We start from the raw sequence: 16,777 nt of genomic DNA on the forward strand, positions 1-16,777 counted from the left end.
GAAGTCACCATCCTAGGAACGGTGCCCGGATGAGGCAAATGAATTTGTTTGAGGGTTGGTTATGAATCTGGTTGATGGATTCAGGTCGTCGCGGTTTGAGCTGTTGTCCTGTTGCTGATCCTGAGCCCAAGAATAACCATGAATGCTCCCAGCCAGATGCTTACCGAGTAGTCTTCCCTGAACCAGACAACGCCAATCAGCAAGCCAAACACAGCAGCTACTGCGCCAAGCTGGCTATAGAAAACCGGGTTGGAGCGCCGCTGGAGTTCAAAGGCGCAGAGGTAGGTCAGCGCGGTCAGGAGGCCTTGCAGAACGACAATACCGAGGAGATAGAAACCTGTGCTTTCCGGAAAAATGGGCGTCCCCGTCAGGCCTGCGAACAGGCCAAGCGTTAAAGCGGATGCCAGTAGCGTGCCTGATGCGAGGATCATGGGCTTTACTGCATCAGGCCATGCCACTGAACGGTAGACGTTACCGATCGACAGCATGGCCGGGATGATCAGGCCCATGGCAAACCAAAGAAGGTTGGGGCTGCTGATCTCCGAATGACGTTGCAGTACGATCCAGGCGCAGGCAATGACCGCAATTGATAGCCCGGCCAGTTTGATCCAGCTGCGTTTTTCGAGCCCCATGCCAGTGGCGATCAGAAACGTAAATATCGGTGGCAAGGCGTACATAATGCCCGTGAATCCTGCCCCCAGTTTTGTCACCAGATAAAATCCGATGACATTCGGGACCGCAATACCGGTTAAACCGCTGATAAGAAAATAGCGGCTCAGGCGACGTTCCAGCAGAGAGCGGCGTTTCTGGGAGCACAACAGCAGAACGGCTCCTGCAATAAGCGTTTGCCAGAAGGCATAAGTGACGGCCGGCATACCCTGGGATGTTGCTGCTTTTGCCAGCGCCAGCATCAAGGCGATCAGGAATCCATTGGCCAGCAGGAGGGTCCAAACTGCGGCCTGGGGTGGGAGAATTGCACGCTGCGTTGAGGCTATCATCATTGGGTGCTCCGGGTTGTGGGGTATCACCAGGAGCCAGTTTGCCGCAATTAATTAAGTTGATAATTGGCTGCATTCGAACAATACTCCTTCCAAATCAGAAATAATCGGGAGTATTCAGTGGCCACCGACAAGCTGGTCGCGATGAACATCTTCAGGCGCGTAGCTGAGCTGGGCAGTTTTACCCGAGCAGCAGATGACCTGGAAGTTACTGCGGCAACCGTCAGCAAACACATTGCCTTTCTGGAACGGGATCTGGACACGAGGCTGATCAACCGCACTACTCGCCGCATGAACCTGACCGATGCCGGGCTCGCCTTTCTGAAACGCACACAGGCCTTGCTGGATGAGTTGGAAGACGCAGAGCTGGAGGCAAGAGGGTTCCAGGCGGAGCCGCGAGGCACGATAAGGCTGAACGTGCCCATGTCGTTCGGCTTGACCCACATAACAGAAGCTATCGACAGTTTTCTCGGCCTCTATCCTGAAATTGATATCGACCTTCAGCTCAGCGATCGCATGGTCGATCTGGTGGAGCAGGGCGTCGATATTGCCATTCGGATTCGAAGCTCTTTGGTCGACTCGACCCTTATGGCCAGGCCACTGAGAACGTCCAGAAATATCGTGTGCGCATCACAGGAGTATCTGGCCTGTGCCCCTGCGATTCATGCTCCGGAAGACCTGTTGCAGCATAACTGTCTGACGTTTTCGCTTCACGACAGGCCCAGGGTCTGGGAGCTGGGCGATCAGGAAGTCATTGTAAGTGGCAACTATCGGACAGACAGCAGCTTGGCGATCCGCCAGAGTCTGTTGAGGGGAACTGGCATCGGATTCGTACCGCATTTTCTGGTGCAGAAAGATATTGATAAAGGCGCTTTGATTCCTCTGCTTTCAGGCTTCCCACCAAAACCCTACACCGTATTCGCGCTGTTTCCGCCGGGGCGCAAGCAACCCACAAAGGTCCGGCTGCTGCTTGACCATCTCGATCAGCAACTTGGACGCAGACCATACTGGGAATAGAGCCAATCCAGGTGGGCTTATTTCTTACTATTTCTTTTCTGGAAAATATATAGTTCTATTCCGTCCGTTTTTTGATCCTTTCTGGTCTCTTAGAGTTGCTACTTCAACCCGAAGGAGGCAACTCTATGAACCATCGAACTGCACTTTACCGCTCTACCTTTCTTGCCATGCTTCTGGCGCCCGCCATGGTGTTGGGCGCCGATGTGGCTTCCAGCCCCTGGGGGCCGGATGATGAAATTGGTCGCTTGAACATGATCACCCCGGAATCGCGAAAAGCGGCGCTCGAGAACCTGAATCCAGAGAAAACCTATGACCTGAGTGTCGAGTTCTACATCGGGATGCCCAGTTGGCAGGCAGCAGGCGATCCACATTTCCAGATGTGGATGACCCATACCCCCAAAGGCACTGTGGTCGACGACCCCTTGTCGGTAGGCGACGAGATGAACGCACATGTCAGTTACACCGGATCCGCGTTTTCGATGTATGCGCATACCGGTACCCATATTGATGCACTCAATCATTTCGGCCTGAACGGCAAGGTCTGGAATCACTTTTCCGCCGAGGAGCATCTCGGGGATCGGGGCTGGAATCGGACAGGCGTTGAAAAAATGCCCCCGATCATCGCCAAAGGCGTGCTTCTGGATATTCCGACAGCAAAAGGGCTTGATGAACTTGCTCCCGGTTATCGAATCACGCGAGACGACATTAAACATACGTTGACCGCCCAGGGAACCAGCATTGCACCAGGCGATGTCGTGCTTATTCGCACCGGTCGCATGCGCCACTACAGTGACGGAAGCCGATTTATGGCCAATGCCCCTGGGCTTGGCATGGAAGCAGCGCGCTTTCTGGCTGGCGAGAAACAGGCATTGTCGCTGGGCGCCGACAATCTCAGCTTTGAAGCTTTCCCTTCAGAAGACAGTGAAAACTATGTGCCTGTGCACACCTATTTGCTGGCCCAGCAGGGCGTCACGATTATGGAATTGGTCAACCTTGAACAGCTGGCACGAGACAAGGTCTACGAGTTTGCCTTCATTGGAACACCCCTGAAGATTCGCGGCGGCGACGCGGCCCCGTTACGGCCCATCGCAATACCTTATACCTCGGCTCGATAACCACCGGTCTTGGACTAATTTTCCTGGAGAAAGCGTTATGAACATACACGAAGCCCTGGACTGGCGTTATGCCGTCCGTGAATTTTCGCCCGAAAAGCTGAACAGCCACACCGTGGAAACACTGGTTGATGCGGCTCGCAAGAGCGCCTCTTCGTATGGACTGCAGCCCTACAAAATCCTTGTCGTTGAGAGCAAAGCGGTTCGGCGGGACCTGCTGGCCTATTCTTTCGGCCAGCAGAAGGTGTTGGACTGCTCGCATCTGATTGTTTTTGCGGCCCAGACGGATATTGGCGATCACACAGTGGACCGGTATGTCACCCAGTTTGTGAAAACCCGGGGCGTGCCTGCCGACGACATCTCGGGCTATGTTGAACATATGAAACAGGCTCTTGCGGCCAAATCCCGGGCGGAAAAGCAGGCCTGGGCGCATCAGCAGGCCTATATTGCCCTGGGGACCCTGCTCACTGCGGCAGCCTCAATGCGCGTAGATAGCTGCCCGATGACCGGTTTCGATCACAAAGCCTACGATGACGTACTTGGACTGGCAAAACTGGGCCTTGAGACTACTGCCATCGTTGCTTTGGGTTACCGCAGTACCCGTGACCGAAGTTCAGGCCTACCGAAAGTGCGCTTTGATTACGACGATCTGGTGATCAGCGTGTAAGTGATACCCGGTCGATTTGTTGGTCTGGCTGGTGTTCCTTGTCTATAGGGTATAGGTTCGGAAGAACGGCAACACATTTTCGAGCTTACTGCCGTTCAAGAGGAGCACCAGCTCAATGAAGGTTTTTTCCAACCCGGTTGGTTCCGGAAATCTGTGGTTTGACAATCTCACCACGGCACAGGGCACACCGGTCGCCTACGATCCCCAGGCGCGGTCGTTCGTTCCCATGCCGCCGTTTTGTGTCAATCGTGACATTATTGGTTGTAACTGGATCGCCCCGGAGCAGGGGGCGTTCTGCCGTTCCTGTTCGATGACAGCGCTGGCCCCTGATCCCAATATTCCGCATGCCATGCCAAACTGGGCGAAAACCGAGGCAGCAAAGCGTTGGGTACTCGACAATCTCGGTCGTTGGCACTGGTTTCGGCCCGAAGATCCCGGCACGCGCCCGATGTTTCACATGTTGGCCGAGGGGTTGACCCCGGTTGCCATGGGGCACGCAAACGGTGTGGTGACGATCAGTGTCGCCGAAGCTGATCCCGTGGTTCGTGCCACCCGGAGGCAGGCCCTGGACGAACCCTATCGAACCATGGTCGGCCATATGCGCCATGAGATTTCCCATATGCTCTGGTGGCGCCTGAGTTTGCGGGAGGATTTTCTGGATGCGTTCCGGGAGATGTTCGGTGATGAACGCGCTGATTATCCTGCGGCGCTTGAGCATCACTACCATAACGGTCCGCCGCAAGACTGGCGACTGTTTTACCTGACCAGCTATGCCTCGGCACACCCTCACGAAGACTGGGCCGAGACCGCTGCGCATCTGCTGCACCTGACAGACATCACAGACAGTCTTGTGTCATCCGGCCTGACATCGCCCGAGGTGCCCCGACATGGCTGGGATCCTTACTCGGAACCCGATACGGCAATGCTGATAAACGTAGCTGCGTCGCTGGCTATTCGGGTTAACCATGTGAACCGCTCCATGGGCCTTTCCGACCTGTATCCTTTTGTTCTCTCGGAAACGGCGCAACGCAAGCTTGCGTTCGTGCATGACTGGTTGCGCCGTGGAGCCCAGGGGCTTTAATCCGGTTGAGCGCCGGTCGTTCAGGCCGGCGCCACGCCAAAGAGCCACTGGTGCGCCCAGACCACCATAACCACATACACTGCCAGCCCGCCAACGATCGCAATGACGTCATTGACCTTTGTGGTTGGCAGCGTTGCGATGGCTCGCTGGGTTCTGCGCTTCATGGAGATCCGGTCGGCTACGGCCCAGGCAAGGAAGGAGCCGAACAGCAGAAGGTCGTGGAGCATGCCGTTGGCCAGCAGGTGAGCCAGAGCCCAGAGTTTGACGGCAACGAGCATGGGGTGCTTAAGTTTCGCCTTGATCTTGCCCGGGAGGTAGGTGGCGAACAGCAAAGGGAACACCGGAACGAGAAGCAGGAAAGCCACGTGTTTGAGCCAGCCGGGCGGCACGTAGATCACCGACGGATCCATCCGGGCGGCGCCGTAACCCCAGACGATGAGAACCAGACCGACGAGGGACACCACGGAATACAGTCCTTTGAAGGCTCCCTCGCCCATGGACGCGTTCAGCCTGTTACGCAGTGGCTCGTTAATAATGGAAAGTGAGTGAATTCCCAGAAACAGAATGAGACCAACGATCAGTGTGGTCATTTGCAAAACTCCTTTTGGCTTAAGCGACAGGGTTGTTTGATCGGCAGGGCGCTTTCCTTGGAAAGCCCATTTGTGTGAAATCCAGATTAGTATAGGAAACCGGGACAGCAGATGCCTGAGCGTTTATGATCGGCGATCTGATTCACCGGATTGAAAAGGCGCCCATGAAGTTTCCCAAGGTCACTGTTGCACTGGTATCTGCCGCCCTGCTGTTTGTTCTATGGGACCAGACCCGTGAACAGCCCGACCCCATCGATGCAAACCGCCTGACCAATCTGCGGGCCAATCCTGTTGAACTCAGTGCTGCAGTTGACTGGATTTTTACCCAGATTCCGGACTTCTGTTCAGACGCCACGGGCGAGGGCAGTGGCACGAAGGCCCACGTTGATTGCGTCGAAAAAGCCGAGGCAAGAACCTCTACTTGCCGTCGGATGCTTTACGATCGATTCCCGAGTGTTGTTGCTTCAGAGGCGACTTTTCGGGATGTTTCGCTCACGGCGATGGCTTGCCTTGCGCCCCGTTCAGGCTTGGTAAAGTAGGCCACATTCCAACGATTTTTAGAGAAAACGTGTGTCAGCATTCCGAGGTTATCTGGGTCACCGTGCATTCTGGATCGCCGAAGGAATCGTATTCGACATAGCAGCCCGGGCCGGCGCCAGATCCGGCAGGCAAAGAAAACCCTACGCGGGTGTACTGGTTGTCAACGAACGTCTCCAGGGAGGCATCGTTGGCGTCCACCGAGATGTAATCAAGCATTGTTAGCGAATCTGCGGCCTCGGCCCGGCTTTCAGGACAAAGATTGCGCCAGTCCACCTCTGAACGACCGGCTTCGGTTTCTATTACGTAACCAGTCTGCTGATTCCCGCCAGGATTGGTTGCTGCAGGGGACAGCCCCTGAGCATAGGCCTTGCTTCTTACAATTCCAATGGTGCTTTTCATCGTGCCTGCCAGTGAATCCAGTGCGGCCAGGCGGGCATCGGTTGAGAGGTCCGAGAAACGGGGTAGCGCAAACGCAGCCAATACCGCAAGTATCACGATGACGAGAACCAGCTCGATCAGGGTAAAGCCTTGTGAGTCTGAGATGTTCTTACACGATAAAAACATGAATGGCTTCGTTCGACGGATTTGAATTTGCACGCATTATCCCATTTGACAGGTCATGACGCCACGCCCTCTCTGACGGGGTCATCAGACTTGCATGTCATTTCCTTAAAATCATTAACGTTTGAAAAATCTCGGATTTCTTTCAATAAAAGAGTCAATCCAGCGCTCCAGAAAGGAACGTTTGTCAGGGTTCTTCAGGTAGCGCCATCCCAATATTGAAATGACCAGTGCCCCTGTCGCATCCACGATCAGGTCCCACATGGTATCCGTCAGTCCGGAAGGATCATCAAGCATGGGTTTTTGCATATTCATGCCAAACAGGGAATCCATGGTGAACTCGAAAACCTCCCACAGTGCGCCCACGCCCAGTGCAAACATGAACGCGAAAAATGCGACAAAGCCAGGATTCATGTGCACGTGAATCTTTTCGGTCTCGTTCATGATGTGCACCAGGAGGAAACCCAAAATACCCAACAAGAATCCTGACGTGGTGTGCAGCGCCATGTCCCACCACCAGAATCGCGTGTAGTAATCGCGGATCTCTCCGAGAAACAGGGAAGCAAACACAAACCCGATGGCGGCCAGCTGTAACTCCGGGGGAATGTGGATACGGAAACGGCGTTCAAACAGTAGGGGGAAGAACGTGATGGCGATAATCATTGCCGTCAAGAAAGCGGTGAACCATCGTTGGCCCCAGACGGCAAACACTGCTTCACCAAGCAGTATCAATTGCAGAGCAAGAGTAATCCGTTGGTGCGTTATGCGAATGCGCATAGGTCTCCAGGGTCAGTGGTTAAAGTGGGCTTCTGCTCGGCAGGCCGATGGCGTTATTCCAAACCTGGATTTGAATGCCCGGCTGAAATGACTGGAATCATTGAACCCGCATGACAGCGCAATAGCCGTGATCTTGTCTCTACTATTTCCAAGCCGTTCTCGGGCGTGGACCAATCGCTGTTCCTGAACATATTGATAAGGCGCACAACCGAACGTTGCCCTGAAAAGCCTGGCAAAATGATAGGGGCTCAGGTTGACCCAACTGGCCATGTCGGCAAGCGTTAATGACTGATCCAGATGAGCGTGGATGCGTTCCTGCAGCATTCTGCGGTACCGAAGTGACAACTGCCCTGTGACTTCCGGCAGTGTCTGTCGGACGCTGGAATGGCGGCTGACAACCTGGAGGAGAAGCCATTGTGCCAGGTGGTCCATGGCCATGGTCTGGCCGGGAGCTTGCCAGTCGCTGAGTGCCAGTAGCTTGCCGGCCTGGGCGAGAACCGGATCCTCGGCGTGGTACAGCTCGGAAAGCTGACGCTTGTCCGGATCGGCATCCCAGGTCTGTTCGGCGCACCGGGCGACGTCCAGATCATTGAAATAGAGATGAAAAAATTCGAACTGTCCGCTGATTTGCCAACGTGAGCGGCTGCCTGCCGGGAACAGGCAAACGGCGCCCGGAAAGCCCTGGCTTACAACCTTTCCGTTCAATACCCTTCGGGCCTGCTCGCCCTTGTCTATGTAGATGCTCAGAGCATGGTGTCTTGGCCGCTCGTAACGCACCTCGCCCTGACGATTCTGCCATTGCGCCAGAGCCCGTCCCTGATCCAGTTCCAGCATTCGCTGCGGAGCGACGCCAGCCGTTCTCAGGGTATCGACAATGTCGCGATTGGCCGACTGCAATTGTTTTGGGCATTCGGGCATGGGTTCGGAATCAGTCTGCATAGGGAACCTCCGCAAGAATCATCCATGGTTCAGCAGGATCTGACAAGTTTTGGTGTGGTTTGAGCCCTATGCTGGTCGCTGCTCAACGATTGTTCCCGATAGCAACAGGAATCAACGCCATGCCCATCTCTGTTCACTATGGTTTGACGGTACTGATCTGGGGACTCACCTGGACAGCGATTCGTTTGCAGGTTGAAGCGGCGCCGGTCGATATATCCGTTTTCTACCGATTCGTCATGGCCTCTGCCGTCGCATTGCTGGTTGTAACTCTGGTGCGCAGGCTGGAAAAACTGACCCTCAAACAGCACGGCTGGCTGGTGCTGCAGGGGGCAACCCTGTACAGCATCAACTTCCTGCTGATTTATCGTGCAGCTGAATCCATGACAAGCGGTTTGCTGGCGGTGGTGTTTTCTTTGGCCGCTCTGTTTAACGCCCTGAATGGCTGGCTCTGGTTGCGCCTGAGACCGACTGCCCGGCTCTATCCGGCAATTTCTCTGGGTATCACGGGCGTGGCCCTTCTGTTCTGGCATGATCTGCAGCTTGGCAATGCCACGGCGACCAGCATTCTGTTCGCGATTGCCGGAACCTTCTGGTTTTCCATGGGTAACCTGGTCAGCATCAAGGTGCGGATGTCAAAGGTGCCGCTCTTCCTCGCCAACGCATGGGCCATGGTTTACGGCGCGGTGATTCTTGGCATCTGGTGCCTGATTCAGGGTGTGGAATGGGTGGTCCCCACTGCGGCGACATTCTGGGGGGCAACCGTCTTCCTGGCGGTGCCCGGCTCCATCATTGCCTTTTATTGCTACATCACCGTTATCCAGACTCTCGGGGCCGACAAGGCTGGCTACGCCACCGTGCTCTTCCCGGTGGTCGCCCTGAGTGTGTCGACCTGGCTCGAGGGTTTTGAATGGACAGCAACCGCGGTGCTGGGCGCATCACTGGCCCTGCTGGGAAATTATGTTTTGTTTCGATCGGCCAAAGCATAACGCTGGTGTAGCTCGCGCACTGCGTCTGCCAGCGCGGGGAAGGGGCCCTCGGTGGGAACGCCCGGAACCACCTGGTTGATTGGCAGGGTTGCAACGGGCGGTGGCGCCACATGCAGTTCGTCCAGCCAGGTTGAAAGCTGCTCTGACGAGCTTGCGTAGACGATGCGGCCGAGGCCCACCCAACCATGGGCAGCCGCACACATCGGGCAGTGTTCGCCAGAGGTATAGACCGTTGAAGCTGCTCGCTCGTCCGGGGTCATGTTGGCAGCCGCCCAACGGGCTATCTCGAACTCCGGGTGGCGGGTCTCATCACCGCCAGCGGTTTCGTTGTGTCCTTCGTACCTGACGGCACCGGTCTCATCCACCAGCACAGAGCCAAACGGCGGGTTCCCGCTATCAACGGCCATTGAAGCCAGTTCCACGCAGCGGGCAAGGTGTTTCATTTCAGTTTCGTAGATCACAATTCCTCCTTCACTGACCTCGGGCGTCGAGGTAATGCATCCAGAGCATACGAGCCGCTACCGCGCGCCACGGCCCCCATTGTTCGGCAAAGGCCAACTGCTCATTCTTTGTCGGTCGGGCATCGAGCTTTTTGATGTCCTGTATTGCGGATGCCAGTGCCAGATCGCCCTGGGGCCAGACGTCCGGCCTGCCCAAGGCCATCATGTAATAGATATCGACGGTCCAGGGCCCCAAACCGGGTATACCCAAAAGGTGGCTTCGGCCCTCGGCATCGTCAAGTGTTGAGAGCCGGGAGAGGTCGAGCTCACCATTCGCTATCCGGTTGGCCAGCCCAACACAATACCGGGATTTCTGCCGTGTGAGCCCGACATTCCTGAGCCCGGACTCGCCGGCGCCCCTCACAGAGTCAGGCGTTACCGTTTCAAGGTGGGACTCGAGCCGCTGGAACATGGTGGCGGCGGCTTTGATCGAGACCTGTTGTTCAAGAATGATGTGGACCAAGGATGCAAACCCGGGTTCGCGAGTCCAGGTTGGCGGGTATCCAAGTCGGGCTCGCACCTCGTAAAGGTCGGGATCTTTCTCAGTCAGGACGTCAACGCCCATCCTCAAGGTTTCGTCAGTGATCGTCTTTTGTTGCATAAACCCCTTTTGCCTAATGGCGAGCCGATTCCCGGTCTCCGTTCAAAATCTGCTGTTGCACATAGGAGCGAGCTTGCTCCGGCGGTAGAGACTCCATTGCAAAGGTCAGTGCCGACCAGACCAGAGCCATCATGACAGTCTGGAGTGAAACGCTGCCATCCGCGGGCAGTATCTGGTCATCTGCCAATAAGGCGTTGATGACCTGCAGGAGCTCGGGCGAAGAGCGGCAATCCTCAACAGTTGCAGGGATTGATGGTGCATCCGGGGAGACGTGTTCAAAGAAAAACGTTTGGGCCGCTCGGGCGTACCCGTCACGAAAAGGCTCCTGGTTCGAGCGTTCGATGATGTTTCCCATCGCACTGCAGATGGAAGCCGCGATCACGATGCCGGAGTAGCCGCCGGGTGAGTCGTGGCGAAGCTGGCGTTTAGATCGGAATTGTTCGAGCCGTTTCGAGATGGCAGTACCGTACTGGGCGATCTCGTCCACCATTTCAACGCCGCTGTCATCAAAGGGTTTGGATATCAGGCTCATGGAATGACTCTCAAATCAGTCGGGCAAACTGGACAGCCGCTTTGGAACCGGCCCCCACGAGCCCTGTCCATAGCCTCAGAAGAAGACTCGCCTCAGCGGATCGATATTGCCCGGCTTCGTCACGGTGGTGGACTTCGTCGAGCCGGCATGTCTCGAATCCTGCAAGTATAGCCCGCTCCGACTCGCGCCATGCATGCGGGGAAAGCGTTTTGATCTGCTCCTGGTAGTGCAGGTCAACAAAGGTTTCCACGGCTTCGATCGTGGCGAAAACCGCCTGTTTTCCCATTAAGGCCGGGATAAGACCGGTCAAAAAGCCGGCCAGGCGCCACAGTGGCAGCAGCAGGCTCGGGCGATAACAGCACTGAAGCTGGTTAAAGAAGCGCAGATGCTCGCTCTCCGAGGCCAGGTGCTCCGTTGCAAAATCCAGCAGCTCTTTTCGGGGTCGCGTAGCCAGAATTCCCCGGTAAATCCACACGGCACCGGTTTCTCCCGCATGACTGCAACGCAGCTCCTGCTCGAACTGCCTGCTCACTCCAAGGTGGGAGAGCTGCTGGTGGTGTATCCCGTCGATCTGTAGTTCCGCCATCATTCAATATCCGTAGACACTATGGCAGTTTCTACGAAACAGACCCTCATTGGTTCTCAGAAATGATCCTTGGCAAACCAGGAGTGTCATTCCCATAAGGATATGCCCTTAGAGTCGAAAGGGATCTTGGAGAGGGTAGGGTGCGTAATACTAAATACTTTCGATGGCCAACCAATGAGGTGAAGTCACTATGAAGTTATCGTTCAAACATACCGTCGCCGCAGCCGCTTTAAGTATGATTTCTGGCTTTGCAATGGCTGCCGAACACGTCGTTGAAATGAAGAACTCCGGCGCTGACGGTGCCATGGTTTTTGAACCCGGATTCGTCAAAGCTGAGCCCGGCGATACTGTCAAATTCGTGCTGGTTGATCCGGCGCATAATTCAGTATCCGTAGAAGTGCCTGAGGGCGCGGAAGGTTGGCAGGGTGCCATGAATCAGGGTGTTACCGTAACGCTCAGTGAAGAGGGCGTATATGTGTATAAGTGCACGCCCCACGCTGCTTTGAACATGGCTGGTGTGATTCAGGTAGGTGAAGCGGTCAATTATGACGCTGCGAAAGCCGCGGTGGATAAGCTCACTGCAGCCGCTGCAACGAATAAGGACCGGCTGACCGGTTACTTCGAGCAAGTGCAGTGATTAGATTGTCTGATCATAACCGCGCCCTCCGGGGCGCGGTTTTTTTGTGTGCCTCAGAAAACTGTCTGTAATTGACAGCAACGGGATTACGAGGCGTTTGTGTCAGGAGATGATGTGATGAGCGTTGATTCCAACTATGTATCCCGAATTGCGAGCGCACTGAAAACACAGTTCGTTGCTGATGCCCTCGCCATGCCCGTCCACTGGTACTACAACCCGATGGACATCGAAAAGGCGTTTCCGGGAGGGGTCCAGCGATTTGAGGCCGCACCGGAGTTCCATCCTTCATCGATCATGTCTTTGCATTCCACCCGCAGTGGTGGTCGCCGTTCTGGTCATAATGCTGAGGCAGAGCCGCAAATTGTGGGCGAGGTTATCCTCAAGGGCCGCGACCAGTTCTGGAATGTACCGAACGTGCATTATCACCAAGGCATGGGTGCGGGCGAGAACACCCTGAATGCCCATTGCAGCCGCGTGCTCATGCGTTGCCTGGCGGACGGGAACGGTGAATACAGTTCTCAGGCGTTTCTCTCGGCGTACATCGGCTTTATGACCGCTGATCCACCGGCCCATCCGGACACCTATGCGGAATCCTACCATCGAGGGTTTTTCGCCAATTATGCGAAGGGTTTACCGGCGCAGCAGTGTGCCATGGTTACCCACGATACGCCTTCCATCGGTGGCCTGGTGACGATTGCCGCACTGGTGTTTGCAGAGCGACTCCGTGGCAGGGACGTACCCGGCATTCAGGCCCATTGTCGGGACCATCTTGCGCTGACCCATCCGGATGAGAGCTTGATGAGGGTGTGCGACCGCTACGTGAAACTCCTCTGTGGTCTGCTCGAAGGTCCCGATGAGGAGGGTATCAAGGCGCTGCTTTCAGAGGCTGGCAAGCTGGATGTCGCGGGGTTGGTCAAGCGGAACCTGCCCGACAACCAGGTCGTGGGCAGGATGTATTCGCCGGCGTGTTATATCTCCGACTCCTGGCCGGTTGTTCTGTACCTGGCCTACAAATACCGGAACGATCCATGGCTTGCGCTGCGCATGAACACCAACCTGGGTGGCGATAACGTTCACAGAGGCATCGTGCTGGGGACGCTATTGGGCCTGACGACCGACCAAGTGGCCACCAACTGGTTCGATCAGTTGGTGGACCACGGGGCGATCAGTGAGGAAATCACCGCGCTGATCAGCGCGGCAACCGCTCCCAGATAGTCACTTCCGACAGGGTATGCTGGAACTTGTGTTGGGTTTCGCGGATAACAAAAGGCACCTTTCTGGGCTCACTGACCAGGCGGAAATGCTGTGAAAGGTGTTCTTTCAGGCCATCCAGCGTGGTGTGATTCTCTCCATCCTTTTTGAAACCGCCAATCCACTCTTCTTTCGGCGTGTGTTCCTCCAGCCACGTGTACGGAGAGGCAATAACCAACAGGCCACCGTCGTTAATGCGCTCGTGAATGCTGTCCAGGAAGCGCCTTGGGCGGTAAAGGCGATCAATGAGGTTGGCCGCCAGAACAAGGTCGTAGCCCGAGTACTGCGGTTTCAGGTTACAGGCATCGCCCTGGTAGAAGCTTACCCGATCTGAGCATTCCTCAAGGCCCAGCTCTTTGAGTGTCCGGGTGTGATAGCTGACCAAGTCACCTTCCTCTGCCAGCGCATAGCGAATGGAGCCCTGTTCGGCCATCTCCACGCCCAGCCTGATAAAGTTGGCCGAGAAATCGACGCCTTCCACCTCGTCAAAGCGCCTTGCCAATTCAAAGCTGGAACGGCCACAGGCACAGCCCAAGTCCAGTGCTTTTCCGGTTGGTTTGCCCTTCATGGCATCCAGAGCAAGATCCGCCAGGGCTTTCGGGAAGTTCTCGACACCAAACCAGGTGTCACCGAAGTGGAATTCCCCGTATTCAGTCAACAACCGGTCGCTTTCATAGTAAGCGTTGGGTTGCACGGCCTCGCTTTCGGAGGCGATGTAGCGGAAGCCGGCATGCTGAAAGAAGTGCCTCCGGAAAGCATAACGAGCCGATAACCGGGCTTCGTTTCCGCAGGAAATCCACGAACCGCCTTTGATCAGGTTGTGTTGCCCGTCGAACGTCGGCGTTGTGAAATCGTCGTACAGCGGATGCACCTTGAAATTATCGAACGGATAGGTCGGTGTTTCCGTCCATTGCCAGACGTTGCCAACAACGTCGAACCACTGACCGTGCCGGAACCGGGTAACCGGGCAAGAAGATGCTCCATGGTCGAGATGCAGGTTGGCATTTGCGGGATCATGGCCCACTTCTTCGATGCCGGCCTCGGCGCACAGGCGGTACCACTCGTCCTCGGTTGGCAGGCGGATTGGCTGGCCGGTTTGCTCCCGTTTCCACTCGCAAAACGCTTTGGCCTCGTGGTAGTTCACCTCGACGGGCCAGTCCCAGGGCATCTCGACCTCTTCAGTCATGAGGCGCAGATGCCAACCGTTCTGCCAGCGCCAGAAAGTCGGATGCTTTGCCCTGGCGAATTGCCGCCAGGCACAACCCTCCTCATTCCAGAATCGATCTTCCTGGTAACCACCGGCTTCAACAAACTCCAGGAATTCCTGGTTGCTGACGAGATACTGACTGGCCCTGAATTCATCAACCTGGGCCTCGTGTTCGCCGTACTCATTGTCCCAGCCGTAGAAGGCGTCTTCGTAGGGTTTGCCAATGGAAACTGTGCCGGCTTGCACGGTGAAAAGTTCGTTTTCGGGTGCTTCCCCAGTCTCGCGAATCGGCTCCCATTCTGGCTGCGGCCGCACCTTTGAGAGGTCGTGTTGCCGGATCAGCACGGACGAGGTCTCAAGGTGGATGCGTTCGTGCTCAACACCCATAACGATCGGCCACCAGGGATGCTCCCAGTTGATCGGCAGGCTGAGCGGGAGTGTTTCAATCAGGTCCAGAACGGTGGCGCGGACTTTAGCGCGGTAATCCAGCACCTCGGCAACGGTGGGCCAGTCGTAATGATCTTCGTCCAGATCGTCCCAGCTCATCTCATCAACGCCCACCGCGAAAATCGACTCCATGTGAGGGTCGATGCGCTCTGGAATGAGTTTGGCCAGCACCAGTTTATTGACGAAAAAAGTTGCGGTGTGGCCTAGGTAAAAAATGAGAGGGTGTCTCAGGGGAATCGATTTCTGGAAATAGCCCGACTCATCGGCGAGGCAGTCGAAGAGGCGCGTGTAGGTGTCAAAGGTGTTGGTGAAGTAGGAAGCGATTTCGGCGCGTTTGTCCTCCACAGACCCAATACTCAGATCCGGCGTTCTGAGCAGGCCGACTCCGGGTTTGAGGGCTCGGCTGGAGGACTGCACTTCCGGTATTGGCATTGTCATTTCTGGACACGTCCTTTGTTGTGTTTGCTAACAGCAATACGTCTTGTGGGTAGGGGATGGTTCAATTTCCCCCTAAAACTGTTCAGACGATTCCTTTGCTGAAATTGTTACAAGCCGGATTCTTTGGCCAAAGCTACCGCCCGGGGCGCGCCCAGTGCAAGAAGAACGGCACCCGATGAACAGGCAAGCATTGAAACTGCGATGCTCAGGAGTGTCTGGTCTCCAGAGACAGAGGATAGGGTGCTGACTGCCCCGGCAATGGTGAACTGCGATGCGCCCAGAAGAGCCGCCGCAGTGCCGCTGAGATTCGGGAAGAACTCCATGGCGTTCGCCATGTTGTTGGGCACGATGCCGCCCTGGCAGCCGATGGCAACAATAATGCACCCTGCCACCAGCCAGAGGGGCCCCTGGAACTGCACGCTGGCAACCAGGGCGACAAGAGCCAGGCATTGTGCAATAACCTGGGCACGCACCAACTGCACCGAGGAAAATCGCCTCAGCAGCGGACGATTGGTCAGATTCAGGGCAGCCATGAACGCAATGTTGGCGGCGAACAGAAGGGCGAAGGTGCTGTTGGAGAGCCCGTACCATTCCTGGTAGATAAATGAGGAGTGGGTGATGAACAAGAGCATAGTGCTGAAACACAGAACCTGAATGCCGATAAAACGCATGGTGGTTTTGTGTTTGAGCACCAGCAGGTAATTGGTCACCAGGGAGCGAATGGGCGTGGTTGTCGGTGTGCGCGGTTGAAGCCTTGGAAAAAGCGCCAGCTGGAGAGTCAGCACAAGAAACGCGGCATAACCGGCCAGCATCAGGAATATCCAGTGCCACTCACCCAGTGCAAGCATCAGTGAACCCAGCGACGGCGCCGCAGCGGGCGCTATGAACATGATCAGGCCAATGAGCCCGAACAGCTGGGCAGCGTCCTGTCCACTGACTTCGTCGCGAACAATCGCAGGAACCGACACCGCACAGAAGGCGCCACCAATGCCTTGCGCTATCCTCCAGAACACCATGTCGGATAGGCTATCCGCCATCGATACCATGACCGCGCCTGCCATAAAGATCAGTAGCCCCCCGAAAAGCACCGGTTTGCGACCGTATCGGTCAGACAGGGGGCCACCCACCAGTTGAGCAAGACCCAATGTGGTGACATAGGCGCTGAGCGTGAGCCCCACGTGCCCGTGATCAATGCCCAGGCCGTCAGCAATGTCCGGGAAAGCGGGCAAGTAGGCATCAAGTGCCAATGGCCCGAGTGCCACGGTCATGCCCAGCAGTATGGCCAGGTGCAGATGCGACAAAAGCGATCT

At 55.9% G+C, this 16,777-nt stretch carries 19 protein-coding genes; 8 read left to right on the forward strand and 11 right to left on the reverse strand.

The annotated features are described in order from the left end of the window. Positions 1 to 80 precede the first annotated feature (80 nt). Positions 81 to 1,001 carry a DMT family transporter gene (locus ACWJ62_RS02115; RefSeq protein ID WP_449284712.1) on the reverse strand — a complete coding sequence of 307 codons (921 nt, stop codon included), beginning with the start codon at positions 999 to 1,001 and terminating at the stop codon, positions 81 to 83. 117 nt (positions 1,002 to 1,118) lie between these two features. Here ACWJ62_RS02115 and ACWJ62_RS02120 point away from each other — a divergent pair, with 117 nt between their 5' ends. The 4 genes from ACWJ62_RS02120 (at position 1,119) to ACWJ62_RS02135 (ending at position 4,875) form a co-directional block, all read left to right on the forward strand. Next, positions 1,119 to 2,015 carry a LysR substrate-binding domain-containing protein gene (locus ACWJ62_RS02120; RefSeq protein ID WP_449284713.1) on the forward strand — a complete coding sequence of 299 codons (897 nt, stop codon included), beginning with the start codon at positions 1,119 to 1,121 and terminating at the stop codon, positions 2,013 to 2,015. A 125-nt stretch (positions 2,016 to 2,140) separates the two neighbouring features. Next, entirely contained in the window at positions 2,141 to 3,130 is a 990-nt protein-coding gene (locus tag ACWJ62_RS02125) for a cyclase family protein (RefSeq protein ID WP_449284714.1), read from the forward strand. Positions 3,131 to 3,167: 37 nt separating this feature from the next. After that, a complete protein-coding gene (locus ACWJ62_RS02130; protein WP_449284715.1) occupies positions 3,168 to 3,794 on the forward strand; it encodes an NAD(P)H-dependent oxidoreductase in 627 nt (208 codons plus the stop codon). A 115-nt stretch (positions 3,795 to 3,909) separates the two neighbouring features. Continuing rightward, entirely contained in the window at positions 3,910 to 4,875 is a 966-nt protein-coding gene (locus ACWJ62_RS02135) for a zinc-binding metallopeptidase family protein (protein ID WP_449284716.1), read from the forward strand. A gap of 20 nt (positions 4,876 to 4,895) precedes the next feature. On the opposite strand, the gene ACWJ62_RS02140 is transcribed toward ACWJ62_RS02135, so the two are convergent. Beyond that, positions 4,896 to 5,465 (reverse strand): NnrU family protein, encoded by a 570-nt coding sequence (locus tag ACWJ62_RS02140; RefSeq protein WP_449284717.1) that lies wholly within the window; start codon positions 5,463 to 5,465, stop codon positions 4,896 to 4,898. A gap of 125 nt (positions 5,466 to 5,590) precedes the next feature. On the opposite strand from ACWJ62_RS02140, the gene ACWJ62_RS02145 reads away from it, so the two are divergent. Continuing rightward, entirely contained in the window at positions 5,591 to 6,004 is a 414-nt protein-coding gene (locus ACWJ62_RS02145) for a hypothetical protein (RefSeq protein WP_449284718.1), read from the forward strand. Positions 6,005 to 6,038: 34 nt separating this feature from the next. Here ACWJ62_RS02145 and ACWJ62_RS02150 read toward each other — a convergent pair whose 3' ends face one another. The 3 genes from ACWJ62_RS02150 to ACWJ62_RS02160 all read right to left on the reverse strand — a co-directional run bounded on the left by ACWJ62_RS02150 (position 6,039) and on the right by ACWJ62_RS02160 (position 8,282). Next, positions 6,039 to 6,569, reverse strand: coding sequence for a pilus assembly FimT family protein (locus tag ACWJ62_RS02150; protein ID WP_449284719.1), 531 nt, complete (start codon positions 6,567 to 6,569; stop codon positions 6,039 to 6,041). A gap of 114 nt (positions 6,570 to 6,683) precedes the next feature. Then, positions 6,684 to 7,343, reverse strand: coding sequence for a hypothetical protein (locus ACWJ62_RS02155; RefSeq protein ID WP_449284720.1), 660 nt, complete (start codon positions 7,341 to 7,343; stop codon positions 6,684 to 6,686). A gap of 12 nt (positions 7,344 to 7,355) precedes the next feature. After that, positions 7,356 to 8,282: a helix-turn-helix domain-containing protein gene (locus tag ACWJ62_RS02160; protein WP_449284721.1), complete on the reverse strand. Its 927-nt coding sequence runs from the start codon at positions 8,280 to 8,282 to the stop codon at positions 7,356 to 7,358. A gap of 119 nt (positions 8,283 to 8,401) precedes the next feature. On the opposite strand from ACWJ62_RS02160, the gene ACWJ62_RS02165 reads away from it, so the two are divergent. Next, positions 8,402 to 9,268, forward strand: coding sequence for a DMT family transporter (locus ACWJ62_RS02165; RefSeq protein WP_148609267.1), 867 nt, complete (start codon positions 8,402 to 8,404; stop codon positions 9,266 to 9,268). On the opposite strand, the gene ACWJ62_RS02170 is transcribed toward ACWJ62_RS02165, so the two are convergent. From ACWJ62_RS02170 to ACWJ62_RS02185, 4 genes are read right to left on the reverse strand one after another with little or no spacing between them, the layout of a single operon-like run. Beyond that, positions 9,238 to 9,729 (reverse strand): nucleoside deaminase, encoded by a 492-nt coding sequence (locus ACWJ62_RS02170; RefSeq protein ID WP_227499637.1) that lies wholly within the window; start codon positions 9,727 to 9,729, stop codon positions 9,238 to 9,240. The genes ACWJ62_RS02165 and ACWJ62_RS02170 overlap by 31 nt on opposite strands. 10 nt (positions 9,730 to 9,739) lie before the next feature. Further along, complete coding sequence (locus ACWJ62_RS02175; protein WP_449284722.1) at positions 9,740 to 10,369, reverse strand: DNA-3-methyladenine glycosylase family protein; 630 nt, start codon at positions 10,367 to 10,369, stop codon at positions 9,740 to 9,742. 13 nt (positions 10,370 to 10,382) lie between these two features. Next, positions 10,383 to 10,901, reverse strand: a complete 519-nt coding sequence (locus ACWJ62_RS02180) for a hypothetical protein (protein WP_148609269.1) — start codon at positions 10,899 to 10,901, stop codon at positions 10,383 to 10,385. 10 nt (positions 10,902 to 10,911) lie between these two features. Then, positions 10,912 to 11,490, reverse strand: coding sequence for a demethoxyubiquinone hydroxylase family protein (locus ACWJ62_RS02185; protein WP_449284723.1), 579 nt, complete (start codon positions 11,488 to 11,490; stop codon positions 10,912 to 10,914). A gap of 187 nt (positions 11,491 to 11,677) precedes the next feature. Here ACWJ62_RS02185 and ACWJ62_RS02190 point away from each other — a divergent pair, with 187 nt between their 5' ends. Together ACWJ62_RS02190 and ACWJ62_RS02195 are read left to right on the forward strand one after the other, a co-directional pair. Continuing rightward, a complete protein-coding gene (locus ACWJ62_RS02190) occupies positions 11,678 to 12,124 on the forward strand; it encodes a pseudoazurin (protein ID WP_449284724.1) in 447 nt (148 codons plus the stop codon). A 117-nt stretch (positions 12,125 to 12,241) separates the two neighbouring features. Continuing rightward, the gene (locus ACWJ62_RS02195; RefSeq protein WP_449284725.1) at positions 12,242 to 13,339 is read left to right on the forward strand and encodes an ADP-ribosylglycohydrolase family protein; all 1,098 of its coding nucleotides are present in this window, start codon (positions 12,242 to 12,244) and stop codon (positions 13,337 to 13,339) included. Here ACWJ62_RS02195 and ovoA read toward each other — a convergent pair. Then, on the reverse strand, positions 13,314 to 15,467 hold the full coding sequence (ovoA, locus tag ACWJ62_RS02200) for a 5-histidylcysteine sulfoxide synthase (RefSeq protein WP_449284726.1): 2,154 nt from the start codon (positions 15,465 to 15,467) through the stop codon (positions 13,314 to 13,316). The two genes, ACWJ62_RS02195 and ovoA, sit on opposite strands and share 26 nt — an antisense overlap. A gap of 107 nt (positions 15,468 to 15,574) precedes the next feature. After that, positions 15,575 to 16,768, reverse strand: coding sequence for a multidrug effflux MFS transporter (locus tag ACWJ62_RS02205; RefSeq protein ID WP_449284727.1), 1,194 nt, complete (start codon positions 16,766 to 16,768; stop codon positions 15,575 to 15,577). Positions 16,769 to 16,777 lie beyond the last annotated feature (9 nt).

Source organism: Marinobacter sp. PE14, assembly GCF_053566155.1.